Consider the following 18,020-nt stretch of genomic DNA (forward strand, 5'->3'; position numbering starts at 1 on the left):
TGTCAGACGGCTTAGGTGGCCGCCTTATGACGCGTTTCGTCAGTGCACGAACAATGCAATCAGGATGGCGCGCGGGGCGACCGGCTTTATGCATGGGCGGGACGATCAGTCATCCCAATGCCGACGATGCTTGCGATGGCCATAACCGTGACCGCGATGTTCGCCATGGTAGTCACGGCGCTCACCACGGTAGCGGCGACCTTCGCCCTCGCTGGAATTGCCCATGTAGTTGCCCAACGCGCCGCCCGCGCCACCGCCGGCCGCCGAGCCGAGCAGGGCACCGTTGGTACCGCCCATGCTGCGCCCGACAACGTTGCCGCCGGCCGCGCCCAGGGCACCACCGATGGCGGCTTCGCCACGGCTGTGTCGGTTGGCGCCGACCGCGCTGCCACCGGCGCCGCCCAGTGCCGCGCCGATGGTCGAGCCGGTGTTGCCGCCCAGCGACTGACCAACGGCCGAACCGAGTACCCCGCCCAATGCGCCACCGATACCGGCTTCGGCGGTACCACCGGCTGAGGCGAAGCCACTGGCCAGGCTCAGGGACAACAAAAGAATCGACGAGAACTTCATGTGAGAGGAGCCTCCAAGGGATGACGGCGCGATCCTGAGGCTTGTGTAGGAATAGTTACAATGGCAATCCGACGAATAGCACGGCTTGTATACAAAATCATAACTTACTGTTTTTATTGGGGAACTTAGTCGGATTTAGGCGGTCTGAAGTCGCTTGAACCAGCCCGTTTCGCGCGTTCCGCGCCGCTAAAAAGCGTTTTTCCGGACTTGGCGCCGGCTCCAGAAAATCGATTCGCCCCAGCGTTTTTCCATTCCATAGAACTGCTGCCGGTTGGCCAGGTAAGCGGTGTAGATCCGTGCCAGCAGATCGGCATAACCGGGCAATGCTTGCACGTCGCCTTGCAGCGCGCCATGCACGGCCCGGGCACAGTGCTGGCCGCAGTAGAGCGCGGTGGCGATGCCCTGCGAGGACAGCGGATCGAAGGACAAGGCCGCATCCCCGACCGCCGCCCAGCGTTCCCCGTGGAACCGCGAAAGCCTCCCGCTGCCAGCGTCCATGCCATGCACCGAGGTGCCGGGGCGGTAGCCGTGGGCTTGGCACAATCCCCACAGCAGGCGCGTCTGTGCCAACTGCTGCCACAGGCCTTCGCTGTTCAGCAGTTGCTGGCGATCCAGCAGGTCGAGGTCGCTGAGGTAGGTCACCAAGCGCTCCCCCGACGGCAGTAGCACGCTGTACCACCAGCCATGCTCGACCGCCTCGACCAGGGTCCGACCGTCCTGGTCGCTGTCTTGTGAACTGTGCAACAACAGATAGAACGCCACCAGCCGATCATCCGTCAGACGCTCTGCCCCCTGCTGGCGTGCGAATACCGCCGGGCGGCCGCCGGCGTCAATCAGCCAGCGACTGTGGGCCAACTGCTCGTGGCCGTCGCGGGACAGCAACAGCTGGAAACCGTCCTCGGCGGCGGTCTGGCTCAGCCGCGTGGAGGGCTGCACCGACACCCCGATCTGTCGCGCCGCCGCGCGCAGTTGCTGGTCGAAAGCGGCACGGTCCAGTTGATAGCCCTGGCCGTGGGTGTGAAAGATGAAGTCGTCCATGTGCGGCTGGTCCGAGCCCCAAATGGAGACATTGCCGTAGCTGGTGCGGTGCCCGGCGCCGAGAAAGCCGTCGAGCACCCCCAGGTCACGCAGTAGCGAGCGCGCCGAAGGCGGAAAGCCTTCGCCCACCCGAAAGCGTCCGACGGGCGCCGAGTCGGCCAGCAACACTCGCCAGCCCAGGCGACCCAGGGTAATGGCGGTCGCCGAGCCGGCCGGGCCGCCACCGATGATGGCGACGTCGTAGCTCTCCATCTAGACCGGACGGTTTCCGGGTTTGACGGCGCGCGGTGCCTGCAATGCTTCTTCCTGGCTGCCGAAGTTGGCGCCTTTGGGCGGGCGTGGGCCCGCGCTTGGCGGACTGCCCGCCGCGGCAAAGTCGGCGGCCAACTGCGCACTGGCAAAGGTCTGTGCCTGGGCAATGGCCGGGCCATAGCTGGCGACCATCATGGTCTCCGGGTACAGCGGGTTGCCGGGAATACCCTGGCGCACTTCCAGCAGGCCCATGGAGCCGAAGATATCGACCATGGTCTGCATCTGTACGGCGGTCGGGGTCTTTTTCGGCGAGTTGATGTCCAGCGGTGCGTTCCAGTTGCTGCGCTCGGCAAAGGCGTCGCGCCGCTGTTCCGGTGCCACCGAGGGGTCGATGACCAGCTGGTAATCGGCATCGCTGAGGACCTGGTTGGGCACGCGGGCCGGCCAGAACGTCGAAGTGAACGGGTTGTAGGCCTGGTCGTAGCCGCCACGGCAATAAGCGGTATCGGCCTGCCAGGGCAGCCCCATCCAGCGATTCAGGTCACCCGGGGCCTGTCCATACAGCGGACCGCCGACGGCCAGTGCCTGGGTCTGGTCCAGGGTCGCTCCGTAGTCGGGCCGCGGACTGTTCGCCGGACGCTGGCGAATGCGCCAGGGCTTGGCGTACAGCGGCAGGTGGCGCATCGGCCAGGTCAGTTCGCAGCCGGGATGGAAGGCATCGGCCAGGCAGAAGTCGAGGGCCGCGCGGTCGAGCATCGCCGGCTGTTCGGCCAAGGGTACCGAGTCGAGGTGCCCCGGCGGCGGCTCGTTGCTCCAGTCGGCCTCGAAGGTCCCGGCGGCCCAACTGCCGAGGACCAGGTACTGGGTCTGGGTAATCGCCGAATTCTGCCGTGGGCTCTGGTTGGGCACCGAACTCATGTAGTCGCCATAGATCCATGGCCAGGGCAATACGTTGCCATCGGTCGGGTCGGGCTGGCGGAAGCTGTTGAAAATCTGCCGACGGGTTTCGGCGAACAGGTCATAGTTGCCCGGGGCCGGCTTGCTCGCCAGTTGGGCGATAAAGGCCGGGTCTTCGAAGTTGTAGCGGCCGTTGTGGCCGAACTGGGTAGCGAAGCCCTGGTTGACCCATTGCAGGCCGGACAGACGCTGCAGAATCGGGTAGACGTCATGACGGAACGACACCGAGGTGTTCGGCGTCAGCCAGCCGGCCTGGATGAACAGGTCGTAGGTCAGGTCGTACAGGGTGCGCACGGCCTTGACCTGCGGCGCGTAGTTCGGCGGCGCGGTGACGACCCAGGCCGACTCCACCGGGATCGAGCGCCCGCCGATGCTGACCTGGGCGCTGACCGGGCCATCGGAGGTGTCGTCGAACCAGCCGTCGGCGTTGATGAAGCTGTTGCCGTCGGCCGGGTTGAAAATCGGCGTGCCGTTGGGCGAGGCCGAGACGCCGCGGCCACCGAGGAACAGCAGCCGGCCCTGGGCATCGGTGCGCAGTTCGCCGAGGTTGACCGGGGTGTCCTGGTAGTGTCCGTTGAATTCGACGCCACCCTGGTTCGGCCCGCTGATGCTTTGCAGGCCGCCGTCGATGGTCAGGGCCGCGCGGGCCTTGGGGTCGGTGATCTTCGCGTTGCGCAGGGGCAGCACCACGCTGGCGGCTTCGGGGATATCCATCGCCAGTTGCCATTGGTACCACTGCGCCTTGCTGTTGGCGACGTGGGCCGACCAGACGATATCGGCGTTTTCCGCGGTCAGTTCCGCGACCACTTCTCCGGCCAGGTTGTAGCCGTACAACCGGAACTCGGCGGCCTGGCGCTTCAGTGCGCCCTGGGCATCGCGGTAGAAACCCAGGGGTTCGGGCCGGGGCGATGTCACCAGAGGCCCGACAAAGTATTCCGCCTCGCTGTTGCCGACCCGCGCCACGCCGATGGCGGGGTGGATCGCGGCGCTGACGATGCGATTGTCTTTGCTGGGGGAGGAAGGGTTATCGCCGTGATAATGCGTGGTATGACCGGGCGTGATCGACATAAATGCTCTCCGCAATCCGTGCTGGGAGGACAGGCCCGACGGGCGGGCAGGGTCCCTGGGCGGGTGCCGCACATCACATTCGAATGAGTGGATGAAGAGCACCGCCCGCAGACTCTAGTAAAGGAGCCCCGGTTTGTCGAATGGCCTTTTGCTATTGCCCGGGCGGCGAACCACAGCGCTGGTTATAGCGCGCTTCGCGAGGCGTCGATCAGCCCGCCTTGGCCATGATCAGTCCGCTTTCGCTGGCCTGCTCCAGGACAATGGCGACGAACTTGGAGGTCGGGGTGTGGCTGTCGTCGCCGATGCTTTCCAGGGGGACCAGCGGGTTCACTTCCGGGTAGTAGGCGGCGGCCTGTCCGGCGGGGATATCGAACGCCAGCAGGGTAAAGCCCTTGACCCGGCGCTCGCGACCGTCTTCCCAGAGCGAGACGATATCGGCCTTCTGGCCCGGTTTGAAGCCCAGGCGGATGATGTCCGCTTCATTGACGAACAGCACGTCACGCTGGCCCTTGACCCCACGGTAGCGGTCATCGAGGCCGTAGATGGTGGTGTTGTACTGATCGTGGGAGCGCATCGACTGCATGATCAGATGCGGCACCTTGCCGGTGGCGTGGATGCGTTCGTGGATCAGGTCGGCCGGCAGGCTGTTCGAGCGGAAGTTCGCCCGGCCCGACGGGGTGTGCCAGCGCCGCGTGCCGGCGGCATTGCCGAGGTGGAAACCGCCCGGGTGGGCGAGACGCTGGTTGAAGTCCTTGAAACCGGGAATGGTGTCGGCGATCAGGTCGCGGATGCGCCCGTAGTCGGCCACCAGCCAGTGCCAGTCCACGGGGTTGGCACCCAGGGTCGCGGCGGCGATGCCGGCGATGATCGCCGGCTCCGAGCGCATCTGCTTGGACTGTGGCTGCAACTGGCCGTTGGAGGCATGGACCATGCTGAACGAATCTTCGACGGTGACGGCTTGCGCGCCTTCGCTCTGGATATCGATATCGGTGCGGCCCAGGCACGGCAGGATCAGTGCTTCCTTGCCGTGGGTCAGGTGGCTGCGGTTGAGCTTGGTGCTGATCTGTACGGTCAGCTCGCAGTTGCGCAGGGCTTCGAAGGTCCGCGGGCTGTCCGGGGTCGCCTGGGCGAAGTTGCCGCCCAGGCCGATAAACACCTTGGCCCGGCCGTCGAGCATGGCGTGGATGGCTTCGACCACGTTATGCCCGTCGCTGCGCGGCACCTTGAACTGGAAACGCCGCTCCAGGGCGTCGAGGAAGGCCAGCGGCGGGCGTTCGTTGATGCCCATGGTGCGGTCGCCCTGCACGTTGCTGTGGCCACGCACCGGACACAGGCCCGCGCCCGGGCGACCGATATTGCCGCGCAGCAGCATCAGGTTGGCGATTTCCTGGATGGTCGCCACCGAGTGCCGATGCTGGGTGATGCCCATGGCCCAGCACATGATGACGTTCTTGCCCTTGGCGTACATCCGCGCCGCCTGCTCGATCTCCACCAGGGGCAGGCCCGATTGCGTAACGATCTGCTCCCAGGGCGTATCGTCGATGGCGGCCAGGTAGTCGAGGACATTGGCGGTGTGTTCGTTGAGGAAGTCATGGTCGAACACCGACGGCGCGTTCGCCGCCTGCGCTTCGCGTTCCCATTGCAGCAGGAACTTGGCCATGCCGCGCAGCAGGGCCATGTCGCCGCCCAGGGCCGGGCGGAAATAGGCGGTGTTGGTCGGCTTGTCGCCGTTGGTAAGCATTTCCAGCGGATGCTGCGGGTGCTGGAAACGTTCCAGGCCGCGCTCCTTGAGCGGGTTGATGCAAACCACCTGGCCTCCGCGTTTCACCGCTTCCCGCAGCGGTTCGAGCATCCGAGGGTGGTTGGTGCCGGGGTTCTGGCCCCAGACGAAGATCGCGTCGGCGTGTTCGAAGTCGTCGAAGGTCACCGTGCCCTTGCCGACCCCGACACTCTGGGCCAGGGCCACGCCGCTGGCCTCGTGGCACATGTTCGAGCAGTCGGGGAAGTTGTTGGTGCCGAAGGCCCGGACGAACAGTTGATACAGATACGCCGCCTCGTTGCTGGCGCGGCCCGAGGTGTAGAACTCGGCCTGGTCCGGGCTGGTCAGGTTGAGCAGATGCTTGGCCACCAAGGCGTAGGCGGCTTCCCAACTGATCGGCCGGTAACGGTCGGTGAGCGGGTCGTAGCTCATCGGCTCGGTCAGGCGGCCCTGGTATTCCAGCCAGTAGTCGCTCTGCTCGAGCAGTGCCGTGACGCTGTGCTTGGCAAAGAACGCGGCATCCACGCGCCGTTTGGTGGCTTCCCAGTTGACCGCCTTGGCGCCGTTCTCGCAGAACTTGACCATGCCGCTTTCCGGCGAGTCACCCCAGGCGCAGCCGGGGCAGTCGAAGCCGCCGTTCTGGTTGGTCTTGAGCATCATGCGCAGGTTCTTCAGCGCATTGTCGCTGGTCAGCCAGGCCTGGGCGACGCTGATCAGCGCGCCCCAACCACCGGCCGCGCCCTTGTAGGGCTTGTAACGCGGGGTGGGGGTCTGATCGGCTTGTTGATGATTGCTCACGCGGGTTTCTCCATCGCAGGGCTGTAGACCCGCGGCGCATTCTTTTGCGGCAGGTGGATGAGATTGAGGTTGTGCCGGCGCGCCCACTGCAGGGCCAGGCCGGTGGGCGCCGACAGGCTGACCAGGGTCTGGATGCCGGCGCGCAGGACTTTCTGGATCAATTCGAGACTGCAGCGGCTGGTAACAATTGCCAGGCCGCCAGCGGTCGGGATGTTCTGTCGGATCAGCGCGCCGATCAGCTTGTCCAGGGCGTTGTGGCGACCGATGTCTTCACGGCCGAGCAGCAGTTCACCCTGGTCGTTCATGAACAGCGCGGCATGCACGGCCCCGGAATATTGCCCGAGGGGCTGGAAGGCGCTGATGCGCTGGCGCAGGCCATCGAGCCAGGCGGCCGGCGGCAGGGGCGCGCCGGGCAGCGCCTGAAGCTCGGGCAGCGCCTGTTCCAGCGCTTCCACGCCGCACAGGCCACAGCCGCTGGTGCCGGCCAGTTGGCGGCGTTGCTGCTTGAGGTTCCAGAACGCGCGACTGGCGATTTCCACCTGGGCGTACTGGGCCGAGCCGTTGCCGCTGAGTTTCAGGTCGTAGATTTCCGCGGCGTCGGCAATGATGCCGCTGCCGATGCTGAAACCGACGATGAAATCTTCCAGGTCCGTGGGGGTGACCAGCATGACCGCCTGGTTGATACCGTTGTAGGCGATGGCCAGGGCGACTTCTTCGGCAAGCGCCGTCTCAGCGCTTTCGCTGCGTTCGAGGTCGCTGTACTGGTAGCTCTGGCTGGCGGCGGGCGCGGCCGTCGAGACGGCAGGCAGCGCGCAGACCGGATCCTTGGGCTTCATGGGGGCAATACCGGCGCAATATCCAGTGTCAAGATTAGGCGCGACAAAGGGTCGCGTCTAATCGCTAGTACTGATCTGCTAATAGAGCGCGTCGATCAAGCCTTGTTTGATGATTGTTGGCAGAGCGCGAAACAGGCTTCCGCCAGTGCCGAGCGCGGCGCCCCCCGGCGCATGATCAGGCCGAGGCGCGCCAGGGTCCGGGCCTCGGCGATGGGTTGCAGGCGCAGATGCTCGGTCAGGCCGTCAAGACCGCCATGCAACGGCATGATTGCGCAGCACAGGCCGCCATGGACGGCTTGCAGCAGTTGATGAACGGCATCGGTTTGTAGCAGCGGTTGCGGGGTCAGGCCGCGGCTGTGGAAGTTGTGGTCGATGGACTGGCGAAAGTGCATGCCGCTGGTGAGCATGCCCAGGGGCAGCTCGATCAGCGCTTCCCAGCTCAGGGGTTGTTCGCTGAAGCTGAAGAAACGCTGGTCGTAGAGCAGGCCCATGGCGGTTTCGTCCAGCGGCAGGGCTTCGAAGCGCTCGGTGTCCAGGCGTTCCAGGTAGGACACGCCGAGGTCCAGGCGGTTGCTCGCCAGTTGTTCGAGGATCTGCTCGGAGCTTGAGGACGAGAGTTCGAAGCGCAGGCTCGGATGTTGCTGATGCAGGCGTTGCATCAGTTGCACCGGATCGAAACTGGACAGCGGCACCACGCCCAGGCGCAAGGTGCCGACCAGATTGCCGCGACAGGCGGCGGCTTCGGCCTGCAGGCCGTCGTAGGCCGCCAGCACGGTGCGGGCCCAGGCCAGGACCCGCTCGCCGGGGGCGGTGAAGCCTTCGAAACGCTGGCCGCGGTTGACCAGTGGCAGCTCTAGCTCTTCCTCCAGGCTGCGCAGGCGCATGGACAGTGTCGGCTGGGTGATATGGCAGCGCGCCGCCGCCTGGCCGAAGTGGCGGGTCTCGTCCAGGGCAATCAGGAATTTCAGCTGTTTGATGTCCATCGTCGTTCCGCAGGCTGTACAGCCGTGGATTCTAGCGCGCCTGGACTAGGCTTGTTGATTGGTGGATTGGAACCTTGCCGGACGTCACCGATCAGGTCTTTCGCGTCTTGGCGTTTGCATCCAGGGAGAAAGAGCCATGAGCCTTTTAGATACGTTCAAGAAGATATTGAAGCCAGAGTCATCTGACGATAAGCCCCAGCTGTGTTCAGCCATGGCCGACCAGCATGGGTTCGGGCCGGCTCAGGGCCTGCAATATTTTTGAAAACAGCTCTATTACAGGCCTTCGACCAGTGTCCGGTAGTCGCCCACGGCGGCGAATTCCTCGGTGTCCTTGGGCCCCTTGCGGCTGTCCGGTTCGCTGACCGCGAGCAGATGCGCCACGCCGAAACGCCGGGCGCTACGCAGGATCGGCAAGGTATCGTCGATAAACAGGCTGCGCGCCGGGTCGAAGCCGATATCGGCCTGCAGGGCGTCCCAGAACTGCGGGTCTTCCTTGGCGAAACCGTAGTCATGGGAGCTGATCAACCGTTCGAAATACGGTGCCAGCTCGATCCGCTCCAGCTTCAACGACAAGGAATCGCGGTGGGCGTTGGTAATCAGGATGACCCGCTTGCCGGCCTGGCGGATGGCCGCGAGAAAGGTATCGGCATCCGGGCGCAGGGCGATCAGATGCGCCGTCTCCAGCTTCAACTCACGCACCGGCAGCTTCAGCTCGGCACTCCAGAAGTCCAGGCAGTACCACTTCAACTGGCCGGCATTGTCCCGGAACAGCGGCGTCAGCTCCTGCTCGGCCAGTTCCCGGCTGACACCATGCAGTTCGGCATAACGCTGGGGCAGGTGCTCCATCCAGAAGTGGTTGTCGTAGTGCAGGTCCAGCAGGGTGCCGTCCATATCCAGCAGAACGGTGTCGATGTCGCGCCAGGGCAATGAGGACATGGGAAACTTCTCGAACGGTAAAAAGATAGGAGGCAACAGACAATCGGAAAGCCACGGTATAGTAACCCGTTCACGCCCAGGAGCCGCCCCATGCGCCAGAAACCCACCGTCCTCGCCCGCGAAATCGTCGCCAGCAGCCGTTTGTTCCGTGTTGAAGAAGTGCAACTGCGCTTTTCCAATGGTGTTGAGCGGACCTATGAGCGTCTGGTTGGCCGGGGTGCCGGTTATGGGGCGGTGATGATCGTGGCGATGATCGATGCCGAGAATGCCTTGCTGGTGGAGGAGTACTGCGGCGGCACCGACGAATACGAACTGTCCCTGCCCAAGGGTCTGATCGAACCGGGCGAAGACGTGCTGGCGGCGGCCGAGCGTGAGCTCAAGGAAGAAGCGGGTTATGGCGCGCGGCAGTTGGAACACCTGACCGAGCTGTCCCTGTCGCCCGGCTATATGAGCCAGAAGATCCAGGTGGTCCTGGCCACCGACCTGTATGAAGAGCGCCTGGAAGGCGATGAGCCGGAGCCGATGCGTGTCGAGCGCGTCAATCTGCGGGAATTGTCCGCCCTGGTGCAGAACCCGCAGTTCAGCGAGGGGCGTGCCCTGGCCGCGTTGTATCTGGTGCGAGACCTGTTGACCCAGCGTGGAGTGTTTCAATCGTGAGTGAGTTTTTTTCCAATCTGCCGCACCCGTACCTGGCCCCGGTGATCGATCTGGCGCGCCGCGCCGGTGAGGTCATCCTGCCGTTCTGGCGGGCCAATGTGCAGGTCATGGACAAGGCCGATGCCTCGCCGGTGACCGCCGCCGATATCGCCGCCCATCATCTGATTCTCGATGAGTTGACGGCGCTGGACCCGAGTATTCCGGTGTTGTCCGAAGAGGACGCCGATATTGCCCAGGCAGTGCGCGCCGGCTGGCAGCGTTGGTGGCTGGTGGATCCGCTGGATGGGACCAAGGAATTTATTGCCGGTAGCGAAGAGTTCACCGTGAACATTGCCTTGATCGAGCAGGGCCGGGTGGTGTTCGGCGTGGTGTCGATGCCGACCAACGGGCGCTGCTATTTCGGTGGTGCCGGCTTGGGCGCCTGGCGCGCGGATGCCGACGCGGCGCCGTTGCCGATCCGGGTGCGTGACGTACCAGCGGCGGGGGAGGCCTTTACCGTTGTCGCCAGTCGCCGGCATTCGAGCCCGGAGCAGGAGAAGTTGTTGGCGGGGCTGAGCAGCCGCCTGGGCGAGTTGGCGTTGGCGAATATCGGCAGTTCGCTGAAATTCTGCCTGTTGGCTGAAGGTGCGGCGGACTTCTATCCGCGCCTGGCACCGACCTCGCAGTGGGATACGGCGGCGGCCCAGGGGGTGCTGGAAGGCGCGGGCGGCGAGGTGTTGGAGTTGAGCGGCGAACGCTTCAGCTATCCGCCGCGCGAGTCGTTGCTCAATCCGTTTTTCCTGGCGCTGCCGGCCAATGCGCCATGGCGCGCACAACTGCCGGACTTGCTGCGAACACCCTAGAGATCTTTTGGTGGCCTTTAGGGCCTCTTCGCGGGCAGGCGCCGCAAGGTCAACGGGGCTGCCCCGTTCTTCCTGTCAGCGGTGCAGTACGTACTGCCCGCTGAAGTGCACTGCCGTGTCCTCGCTACCTTCATTCACCACCCGCGTCTCCAGGGTCAACCGCGCCCGGCCATAACGCTGGTAGGTCGCCAGGAATTTCTTCCAGACCTTCTCCTGCGGCGCATCGCAGATCACCTGGGCATCCCCGGTCACCGGCAACGGATAGCCGATCTGCCCTTCCTGAATCACGATATGCCCATCCTCGATCCCGGCCTCGCGCAGGCTCAGGTGCAACCAGCCCCAGCCGGCCAGGACCGCGCCGCAATACAGGCTACCGCCGAACATGGTGCTCTTGTGGTTGACGTTGGGCTCCAGCGGCAGGTGCAGGCGCAACTGCCCGGCCTGCCAGTCGAGGACCTTCAGTTTCATCTCACGGGTAAGCGGAATGTCGTGATGGAGGACGGATTCCAGGTAACGCGTGTCGCGGTTCATGCACTGACCTCTTGGTGGTGATTCATTCGAGTTCGTCGCTGGCGGCGCTGCCGACGCTGTCGAAACTCAAACCGTGTTTGCGTAGCTTGTCATGCAGGGTCTTGCGCGGAATACCCAGGGCTTCGGCCAGGCTGCGCAGCGAGCCGTGGGCGCGCGCCAGTTCGGCGGCGATCAGGGATTTTTCGAAGTGTTCCACCTGTTCGCTCAAACTGCTGCCCGGGTGCCCGGCAATGCTCGCATCGAGATGCTCCGGCGTGTTGTCCAGGGCCAATTCCAGGCCGAGGGCGAAGCGCTCCGCGGCATTTTGCAGCTCGCGGACATTGCCCGGCCAGGCATGCCGCAACAACAGGCCGCGCTGCGCCGGTTGCAGGGTATGGGGTGGCAGGCCATGACGCGCGCTGGCTTCGTCGGCAAAGTGCTGGAACAGCATCAGGGCGTCTTCGCCGCGTTCGCGCAACGGCGGAATCCGCAGCGGCGCGACGTTCAGGCGGTAGTACAGGTCGGCGCGGAAACGCCCTTGGTCAGCCGCCTGGCGCAGGTCTTCCTTGGTCGCCGCGATCACCCGGATATCCAGCGGGATCTGCTGGTTGCCGCCGAGACGTTCGACCACCCGCTCCTGCAACAGCCGCAGCAGCTTGACCTGCACATCCAGGCTCATGCTTTCGATTTCGTCGAGGAACAGGGTGCCGCCGTTGGCGAATTCGAACTTGCCGATCCGGCGTTTCTGCGCCCCGGTAAAAGCCCCCGGTTCATGGCCGAACAGTTCGCTTTCCACGACCGACTCGGCCAGGGCGCCGGCGTTGATCGCCACAAAGGGGCCGTTGCGGCGGTTCGACAGGTCGTGCAGCGCCCGCGCCACGACTTCCTTGCCGGCGCCGGTCTCACCGAGGATCAGCACATCGGCGCGGGTCGCCGCCAGGGCACCGATCTGTTCGCGCAGGCGCAGCATCAGTGGCGAATGGCCGACCAGTCGCGCGCTGAGCTCCTGGCGGTCGCTCAGGGCCAGGCGCAGGCTGCGGTTGTCCAGCACCAGGCGGCGCCAGGCCAGGGCCCGGCGCACGCTGTCGAGCAGGGCATCGCTGGCAAAGGGCTTCTCGAGGAAGTCATAGGCGCCGGCGCGCATGGCCTGCACGGCCAGGGGCACGTCGCCGTGCCCGGTGATCAGCAGCACCGGCAGTTCCGGGTCCTGCTCATGCAGCTCCTTGAGCAGTTCCAGGCCGTCCATGCCGGGCATGCGGATGTCGCTGACGATCACCCCCGGCCAGTCGCGCTCGATCTGCGCGGCCAGGCCCTGGGCCTCGGCCAGCGGCAGGATCTTCAGGCCGGCCAGGTCCAGGGTCTGGCTCAGGGCCTGGCGCAGGTGGGGATCGTCGTCGATCAGTACCACCTGGGTCTGGTGGTCGATTTTCATACACTCGAGTCCTCGGGTGGTTGCAAGCTGACCCCCGGCGCGCCGGCGCGCATCCGCAGGGTGATCAGGGCACCGCCTTCGCGGTGGTTGGCGAACAGCAGCTCGCCGCCGAAGGCGCGCATCAGCGAATCGCAGATCGCCAGGCCCAGGCCCAGGCCTTGGGTCCGTGTCTTGGTGGTGTAGAACGGCTCGCCGGCGCGATCCAGGGCTTCCAGGCAGAAACCCGGGCCATTGTCGCGAATCGTCAGGCTGACGCCCTGTTCGGAGGCTTGGGCACTCAGCCAGAGTTTACGCGGCGGGCCTTTTTCAGTCAGCGCGTCGAGGGCGTTCGCCAGCAGATTGCCGAGCACCTGGCGCAGGCGGGTTTCGCCGGCCTGGACCCACAGGGTCGCCGCCGGCAGGTCGCGGATCAATTCGACTTCCATCGCTCGCCGACGCTTGGCCAGCAAGGCCAGGGCATCGTCCAGGGCCGGTTGCAGGGCCACGCTTTCCGGGGCATGCCGGTCGCGTCGGGCGAAGGCGCGCAGGTGGGCAATGATCGAGGCCATGCGCCCGGTCAGTTCGCTGATCAGCTTGAGGTTGCCGCGGGCGTCGTCGGTACGCTGGTGGTCGAGCAGCACCTCGGCGTTTTCCGCATAGCTGCGGATTGCCGCCAGCGGTTGGTTGAGCTCGTGGCTGATACTCGCCGACATGGTGCCCAGGGCCGAGAGCTTGCCGGCCTGGACCAGGTCATCCTGGGCGCGCACCAGCTCCTGCTGGGCGTGTTCGCGTTCCAGCACTTCCTGTTTGAGACGCCGGTTGAGGCCCTCCAGGTCGCTGGTGCGTTCGGCGACGCGCATTTCCAGCTCGCGCCGGGCCTTGGCCTCGAAGGCGATCCGCTCCAGGTAATGGCGGCGCCGTTGCATCATCAGGCCGAGCAGCAGCATCAGCACCAGCAGGGTCGCGCCGCCGACCGCGACAACGGTCCGCACCGGGCGATCGACCAGGGTCCGGGGCGCCAGGATGCTGACGTTCCAGCCGGTTTCCTCGATCTGCTGGGTCTGGGTCAGCCAGGCATCGGGATCGATGTACAGGGGCTGGGGGTTACGGGTCGGGTAGGGTTGCACGGCGGTGATCGCGTCGCGTTCCTGTGCGCTGAGCACACGGGTCGAACGGAAGCGCCATTCCGCATGCGAAGTGAGAATGACCACGCCATTGTGGTCGGTCATCATCAACTGTTCCGGGGTCTTGCCCCAGAGGCTTTCGGTACGGTCCAGATCGACCTTGACCACCAGCACGCCGATGATCTTCTGCCCCTGGTGCACGGCCGCGGCAAAAAAGTAACCGCGCTTGCCCGAGGTGGTACCGAGGCCGAAGAAGCGCCCCAGGTGCCCGGCCATGGCCTCGGTGAAGTAGGGGCGGAAGGCGAAGTTGCGATTGACGAAACTGTCGTGTTTGTCCCAGTTGGAGGCCGCCAGGGTCTTGCCGTTGGTGTCCATCAGGTACATGACTTCGGCGCCGGTCTGCGCGCAGATGCTCTGCAGCAGGCTGTTGGCATTGCTCAGGCGCAGGCCTTGCTCCGGCTCCGCCAGGGCGTCACGCAGCGCCGGCAGGTCGCCGAGGATCTGCGGCAGGACCTCATAGCGATGCAAGGTGCCCAGCAGGTTGGCGACATAGAGGTCGAGGGTCTGGCGGTTCTGGCTGATCAATTCGTTGCGGTAGTAGCGCTCGGCGAGGTGTTCCAGCGGCCATAGCAGCGGCGCCAGGCACAGGAACAGCAGGGCGAGGCTGCGCCAGCGGGGTCTGCGGGGAAGGGTGGGGCTCGTGGTCATGAAGGGAATGCGCCGGTGGAGTCCGACGCATTATGTCTCAGCCCTGCTCTGCAAGACACTCGCGTAATGCGGTACGCCAATCCGGCTGGGCAACCTGCCATTCGCGCAACAGGCGGCTGCAATCCAGGCGCGAGTTCAACGGTCGGCGGGCGGGCGTCGGGTAGGCGCTGGAGGGAATGGCTGCAAGCAGCGCACAGGGCTTGTTCTGCGCCAGCAATTGCTCGCCGATGGCCTGGGCAAAACCGAACCAGGAAGTTTCGCCGCTGGCGGTCAGGTGGTAAGTACCCCAGGCACCGGCGTGGCCGGCCTGCCAGCGGTCGATCAGGGCGCGGGTGCTGTCGGCGATGGTGCCGGCCCAGGTCGGTGCACCGATCTGGTCGGCGACGATGCGCAGCTCCGGCTTTTCCTGCAGCAGCCGTTGCATGGTCAGCAGGAAATTGCGCCCGTGATTGGAGTAGACCCAACTGGTGCGCAGGATCAGGTGCTGGCCCTGGGCCGCGGCGATGGCCCGCTCACCGGTCAGCTTGCTGTCGCCGTAGACGCTCAAGGGGTTGGTCGGGTCGTCTTCGCTGTAGGGTGTCTGCTTGCTGCCGTCGAACACGTAGTCGGTGGAGTAGTGGATCAGCGGGATGCCCAGGCTTGCGGCTTCCTCGGCGAAGATGCCCGGCGCCGTGGCGTTGATCGCGAACGCCAGGTCCACTTCGCTTTCGGCCTGGTCGACGGCGGTGTAGGCCGCGGCGTTGATGATCAGGTCGGGGCGCCGGGCCCGGACCTGCTGACGAATCTGTTCCGGGTGCGCCAGGTCGAGCTGGTCGCGGCCGAGGACGATCAGCTCGCCCAGGTCTTTGATCCGCTGTTGCAGCGCACGGGAGACTTGGCCGTGCGCGCCGCTGATGAGGATTTTCAGGGGGGGAGTGCTCATTCGAACAGGTCGGCCTCGTGCAGGGATTTGCCGTTCAGGTCCTTGGCCGACAGTTGCGGGATGCCAGTGAACTCCCAGTCGATGGCCAGGGTCGGATCGTCCCAGCGAATGCAGCGTTCGGCGCTGGGGGTGTAGTAGTCGGTGGTCTTGTAGAGGAACTCGGCGGACTCGCTGAGGACCACGAAACCGTGGGCGAAACCCTCGGGTACCCATAGCTGGCGGTTGTTTGCGGCGGACAGGCGCACGGCGACCCACTGGCCGAAATGCGCCGAGCTGCGGCGAATGTCCACGGCGACATCCAGCACTTCGCCGGCAATCACCCGCACCAGCTTGCCCTGGGTGTTTTCCAGCTGATAGTGCAGCCCGCGCAAGACCCCTTGCTGCGAGCGCGAGTGGTTGTCCTGGACAAATGGCACGTCGAGTCCGGTGGCTTCCTGGAAGGCGCGGGCATTGAAGCTTTCATAGAAAAAACCGCGCTCGTCGCCAAAGACCTTGGGCTCAAGGATCAGCACGCCCGGCAGGCGTGTTGGCGTCGCTTTCATTGCTGTTCCCCCGCGATGGTGAACAGGTATTGCCCATAACCGGTCTTGCCGAAGTATTTGGCCCGCTCCAGCAGATACTCGCGATCGATCCAGCCGTTCTGGTAGGCGATCTCCTCCAGGCAGGCGACTTTCAGGCCCTGGCGGTGTTCGATGGTCTGCACGTACTGCGAGGCTTCCAGCAGGCTGTCGTGGGTCCCGGTATCGAGCCAGGCAAAGCCGCGTCCGAAGCGTTCGACATGCAGGTCGCCGCGCTTGAGGTAGGCGTTGTTGACGTCGGTGATCTCCAACTCGCCGCGAGGCGAAGGCTTGACCGCCTTGGCAATCCGGATGACCGAGTTGTCGTAGAAATACAAGCCGGTCACCGCATAGCTGGATTTTGGCTTGGCCGGTTTTTCCTCGATGGAGAGCGCACGACCTTCGCTGTCGAAGTCGATGACACCGAAGCGTTCCGGGTCCTTGACCCAATAGCCGAAGACCGTCGCGCCGCTCGGCCGTCGCGCGGCGTGTTTCAGCTGATCGCCAAAATGCTGGCCGTGGAAGATGTTGTCACCGAGGATCAGGCACACCGGATCGTCGCCGATGAAGTCTTCGCCGATCAGGAAGGCCTGGGCCAGGCCGTCCGGGGAAGGTTGTTCGGCGTAGCTGAAGCGGACCCCGAACTGGCTGCCGTCACCCAGCAGGTTGCGATATTGCGGCAGGTCCTGGGGGGTGGAGATCACCAGGATTTCGCGGATACCGGCCAGCATCAGCACCGAGATCGGGTAGTAGATCATCGGCTTGTCGTAGATCGGCAGCAGTTGCTTGGAAACACCGAGGGTAATCGGGTGCAGCCGGGTGCCCGAGCCTCCCGCGAGGACAATACCTTTCATCATGCCAACAGTTCCTTATGATCCAGCGCGCCGAGGCGCTCGCCTTGATAGCTGCCATCCTGGACGCGACGGCACCATTCCAGGTTCTCCAGATACCATTGCACGGTCTTGCGCAGACCGCTTTCGAAGGTCTCCACCGGGGTCCAGCCCAGCTCGCGCTCGATCTTGCCGGCGTCGATGGCGTAGCGCAGGTCGTGGCCCGGACGATCCTTGACGAAGGTGATCAGGTCGGTGAATTTTTCCACCCCGGCCGGACGCACGGGCGCCAGCTCTTCCAGCAGGCCGCAGATGCCACGTACCACATCGATATTCTTCTGCTCGTTATGGCCGCCGATGTTGTAGGTCTCGCCCACCACGCCGTCGCTCACCACCTTGAACAGGGCTCGGGCGTGGTCTTCGACGTACAGCCAATCACGCACTTGCAGGCCGTCGCCATACACCGGCAGCGGCTTGCCGGCCAGGGCATTGAGAATCACCAGCGGGATCAGCTTTTCCGGGAAGTGGAACGGGCCGTAGTTGTTCGAGCAGTTGGTCAGCAGCACCGGCAGGCCGTAGGTGCGGTGCCAGGCGCGGACCAGGTGATCGGACGCCGCCTTGCTCGCGGAATATGGCGAGCTGGGGGCGTACGGGGTGGTTTCGCTGAACAGGTCGTCAACGCCGTGCAGGTCGCCATACACTTCGTCGGTGGAAATATGGTGGAAGCGGAAGGCGCTTTTCTCGGGCTCCGCCAGCTTCGACCAGTAGCCGCGAGCGGCTTCCAGCAGACTGTAGGTACCGACGATATTAGTCTGGATAAAGTCCGACGGGCCATCAATGGAGCGGTCGACATGCGATTCAGCGGCCAGGTGCATGATTGCATGGGGCTCGAAGCGCGCCAGCAGCGCGCTGACGGTGGCCTGGTCGACGATGTCGGCTTGGACGAACTCATAACGGCTGTCGGTGGCGATGCTGGTCAGGGATTCCAGGTTGCCGGCGTAGGTGAGCTTATCCAGGTTCAGGACTTCGTGCCCGGTGTGGTGAATCAGGTGCCGGATCAGGGCCGAGCCAATAAAACCGGCGCCGCCGGTGACTAGAATACGCATATCGGTGTGCCTTCTTCCTTAAGCAGACTCAAGCTGAATGGAGCATAGCTTGTGGGTAGGCGTGCGAGGGTGCAAGTGCCATGGCGATGTATCCGTTTTTACCGGCTGACTTTAGCGCGGCACTTGCGTCTTGCCGGCAGCAGTGGCGATATAGGC

17 protein-coding genes are annotated in these 18,020 nt (G+C 64.7%); 3 read left to right on the top strand and 14 right to left on the bottom strand.

From position 1 onward, the window contains the following. Positions 1 to 105: 105 nt before the first annotated feature. From M5B96_RS17550 to M5B96_RS17575, 6 genes are all read right to left on the bottom strand, one after another. Positions 106 to 570: a glycine zipper domain-containing protein gene (locus M5B96_RS17550; RefSeq protein WP_248797994.1), complete on the bottom strand. Its 465-nt coding sequence runs from the start codon at positions 568 to 570 to the stop codon at positions 106 to 108. A 186-nt stretch (positions 571 to 756) separates the two neighbouring features. Then, positions 757 to 1,860, bottom strand: a complete 1,104-nt coding sequence (locus M5B96_RS17555; RefSeq protein ID WP_248797995.1) for an NAD(P)/FAD-dependent oxidoreductase — start codon at positions 1,858 to 1,860, stop codon at positions 757 to 759. After that, entirely contained in the window at positions 1,861 to 3,885 is a 2,025-nt protein-coding gene (locus M5B96_RS17560) for a LodA/GoxA family CTQ-dependent oxidase (RefSeq protein WP_248797996.1), read from the bottom strand. Positions 3,886 to 4,093: 208 nt separating this feature from the next. Then, a complete protein-coding gene (locus M5B96_RS17565) occupies positions 4,094 to 6,442 on the bottom strand; it encodes an FdhF/YdeP family oxidoreductase (RefSeq protein WP_248797997.1) in 2,349 nt (782 codons plus the stop codon). Beyond that, positions 6,439 to 7,278, bottom strand: coding sequence for a formate dehydrogenase accessory sulfurtransferase FdhD (gene fdhD / locus M5B96_RS17570; RefSeq protein ID WP_248797998.1), 840 nt, complete (start codon positions 7,276 to 7,278; stop codon positions 6,439 to 6,441). Before fdhD ends, M5B96_RS17565 begins: the two co-directional genes overlap by 4 nt. A gap of 95 nt (positions 7,279 to 7,373) precedes the next feature. Continuing rightward, positions 7,374 to 8,261: a LysR family transcriptional regulator gene (locus tag M5B96_RS17575; RefSeq protein ID WP_248797999.1), complete on the bottom strand. Its 888-nt coding sequence runs from the start codon at positions 8,259 to 8,261 to the stop codon at positions 7,374 to 7,376. Positions 8,262 to 8,397: 136 nt separating this feature from the next. On the opposite strand from M5B96_RS17575, the gene M5B96_RS32545 reads away from it, so the two are divergent. Then, positions 8,398 to 8,523: a hypothetical protein gene (locus M5B96_RS32545; protein ID WP_263859607.1), complete on the top strand. Its 126-nt coding sequence runs from the start codon at positions 8,398 to 8,400 to the stop codon at positions 8,521 to 8,523. A gap of 11 nt (positions 8,524 to 8,534) precedes the next feature. Here the strand turns inward: M5B96_RS32545 and yrfG are convergent, their stop codons facing one another. Then, positions 8,535 to 9,197 (bottom strand): GMP/IMP nucleotidase, encoded by a 663-nt coding sequence (yrfG, locus tag M5B96_RS17580; protein ID WP_248798000.1) that lies wholly within the window; start codon positions 9,195 to 9,197, stop codon positions 8,535 to 8,537. A 90-nt stretch (positions 9,198 to 9,287) separates the two neighbouring features. On the opposite strand from yrfG, the gene nudE reads away from it, so the two are divergent. Together nudE and cysQ are read left to right on the top strand one after the other, a co-directional pair. Then, on the top strand, positions 9,288 to 9,854 hold the full coding sequence (gene nudE / locus M5B96_RS17585) for an ADP compounds hydrolase NudE (protein ID WP_248798001.1): 567 nt from the start codon (positions 9,288 to 9,290) through the stop codon (positions 9,852 to 9,854). After that, positions 9,851 to 10,696: a 3'(2'),5'-bisphosphate nucleotidase CysQ gene (gene cysQ, locus M5B96_RS17590; RefSeq protein ID WP_248798002.1), complete on the top strand. Its 846-nt coding sequence runs from the start codon at positions 9,851 to 9,853 to the stop codon at positions 10,694 to 10,696. Before nudE ends, cysQ begins: the two co-directional genes overlap by 4 nt. Before the next feature lie 75 nt (positions 10,697 to 10,771). Here cysQ and M5B96_RS17595 read toward each other — a convergent pair whose 3' ends face one another. From M5B96_RS17595 to rfbB, 7 genes are read right to left on the bottom strand one after another with little or no spacing between them, the layout of a single operon-like run. After that, positions 10,772 to 11,227, bottom strand: coding sequence for a YiiD C-terminal domain-containing protein (locus M5B96_RS17595; protein WP_248798003.1), 456 nt, complete (start codon positions 11,225 to 11,227; stop codon positions 10,772 to 10,774). A 22-nt stretch (positions 11,228 to 11,249) separates the two neighbouring features. Continuing rightward, entirely contained in the window at positions 11,250 to 12,638 is a 1,389-nt protein-coding gene (locus M5B96_RS17600; protein WP_248798004.1) for a sigma-54-dependent transcriptional regulator, read from the bottom strand. Then, positions 12,635 to 14,449, bottom strand: coding sequence for a sensor histidine kinase (locus M5B96_RS17605; RefSeq protein WP_248798005.1), 1,815 nt, complete (start codon positions 14,447 to 14,449; stop codon positions 12,635 to 12,637). The genes M5B96_RS17600 and M5B96_RS17605 overlap by 4 nt, the downstream gene beginning before the upstream one ends. A 37-nt stretch (positions 14,450 to 14,486) precedes the next feature. After that, a complete protein-coding gene (gene rfbD / locus M5B96_RS17610) occupies positions 14,487 to 15,371 on the bottom strand; it encodes a dTDP-4-dehydrorhamnose reductase (protein ID WP_248798006.1) in 885 nt (294 codons plus the stop codon). Further along, on the bottom strand, positions 15,368 to 15,913 hold the full coding sequence (gene rfbC / locus M5B96_RS17615; RefSeq protein WP_248798007.1) for a dTDP-4-dehydrorhamnose 3,5-epimerase: 546 nt from the start codon (positions 15,911 to 15,913) through the stop codon (positions 15,368 to 15,370). Before rfbC ends, rfbD begins: the two co-directional genes overlap by 4 nt. Further along, positions 15,910 to 16,785, bottom strand: coding sequence for a glucose-1-phosphate thymidylyltransferase RfbA (gene rfbA / locus M5B96_RS17620; RefSeq protein ID WP_248798008.1), 876 nt, complete (start codon positions 16,783 to 16,785; stop codon positions 15,910 to 15,912). Before rfbA ends, rfbC begins: the two co-directional genes overlap by 4 nt. After that, the gene (gene rfbB, locus M5B96_RS17625) at positions 16,782 to 17,864 is read right to left on the bottom strand and encodes a dTDP-glucose 4,6-dehydratase (protein WP_248798009.1); all 1,083 of its coding nucleotides are present in this window, start codon (positions 17,862 to 17,864) and stop codon (positions 16,782 to 16,784) included. Before rfbB ends, rfbA begins: the two co-directional genes overlap by 4 nt. Positions 17,865 to 18,020 lie beyond the last annotated feature (156 nt).

The organism is Pseudomonas sp. MWU13-2105, assembly GCF_023242315.1.
Lineage (GTDB): Bacteria > Pseudomonadota > Gammaproteobacteria > Pseudomonadales > Pseudomonadaceae > Aquipseudomonas.

Coding starts and splice junctions, on each gene's coding strand:
- rfbB (WP_248798009.1), bottom strand. CDS start 17,864: ATGCGTATTCTAGTCACCGGCGGCGCCGGTTTTATTGGCTCGGCCCTG.
- M5B96_RS17550 (WP_248797994.1), bottom strand. CDS start 570: ATGAAGTTCTCGTCGATTCTTTTGTTGTCCCTGAGCCTGGCCAGTGGC.
- nudE (WP_248798001.1), top strand. CDS start 9,288: ATGCGCCAGAAACCCACCGTCCTCGCCCGCGAAATCGTCGCCAGCAGC.
- fdhD (WP_248797998.1), bottom strand. CDS start 7,278: ATGAAGCCCAAGGATCCGGTCTGCGCGCTGCCTGCCGTCTCGACGGCC.
- M5B96_RS32545 (WP_263859607.1), top strand. CDS start 8,398: ATGAGCCTTTTAGATACGTTCAAGAAGATATTGAAGCCAGAGTCATCT.
- rfbD (WP_248798006.1), bottom strand. CDS start 15,371: ATGAGCACTCCCCCCCTGAAAATCCTCATCAGCGGCGCGCACGGCCAA.
- yrfG (WP_248798000.1), bottom strand. CDS start 9,197: ATGTCCTCATTGCCCTGGCGCGACATCGACACCGTTCTGCTGGATATG.
- rfbC (WP_248798007.1), bottom strand. CDS start 15,913: ATGAAAGCGACGCCAACACGCCTGCCGGGCGTGCTGATCCTTGAGCCC.
- M5B96_RS17555 (WP_248797995.1), bottom strand. CDS start 1,860: ATGGAGAGCTACGACGTCGCCATCATCGGTGGCGGCCCGGCCGGCTCG.
- M5B96_RS17600 (WP_248798004.1), bottom strand. CDS start 12,638: ATGAAAATCGACCACCAGACCCAGGTGGTACTGATCGACGACGATCCC.
- M5B96_RS17560 (WP_248797996.1), bottom strand. CDS start 3,885: ATGTCGATCACGCCCGGTCATACCACGCATTATCACGGCGATAACCCT.
- rfbA (WP_248798008.1), bottom strand. CDS start 16,785: ATGATGAAAGGTATTGTCCTCGCGGGAGGCTCGGGCACCCGGCTGCAC.
- M5B96_RS17605 (WP_248798005.1), bottom strand. CDS start 14,449: ATGACCACGAGCCCCACCCTTCCCCGCAGACCCCGCTGGCGCAGCCTC.
- M5B96_RS17575 (WP_248797999.1), bottom strand. CDS start 8,261: ATGGACATCAAACAGCTGAAATTCCTGATTGCCCTGGACGAGACCCGC.
- M5B96_RS17595 (WP_248798003.1), bottom strand. CDS start 11,227: ATGAACCGCGACACGCGTTACCTGGAATCCGTCCTCCATCACGACATT.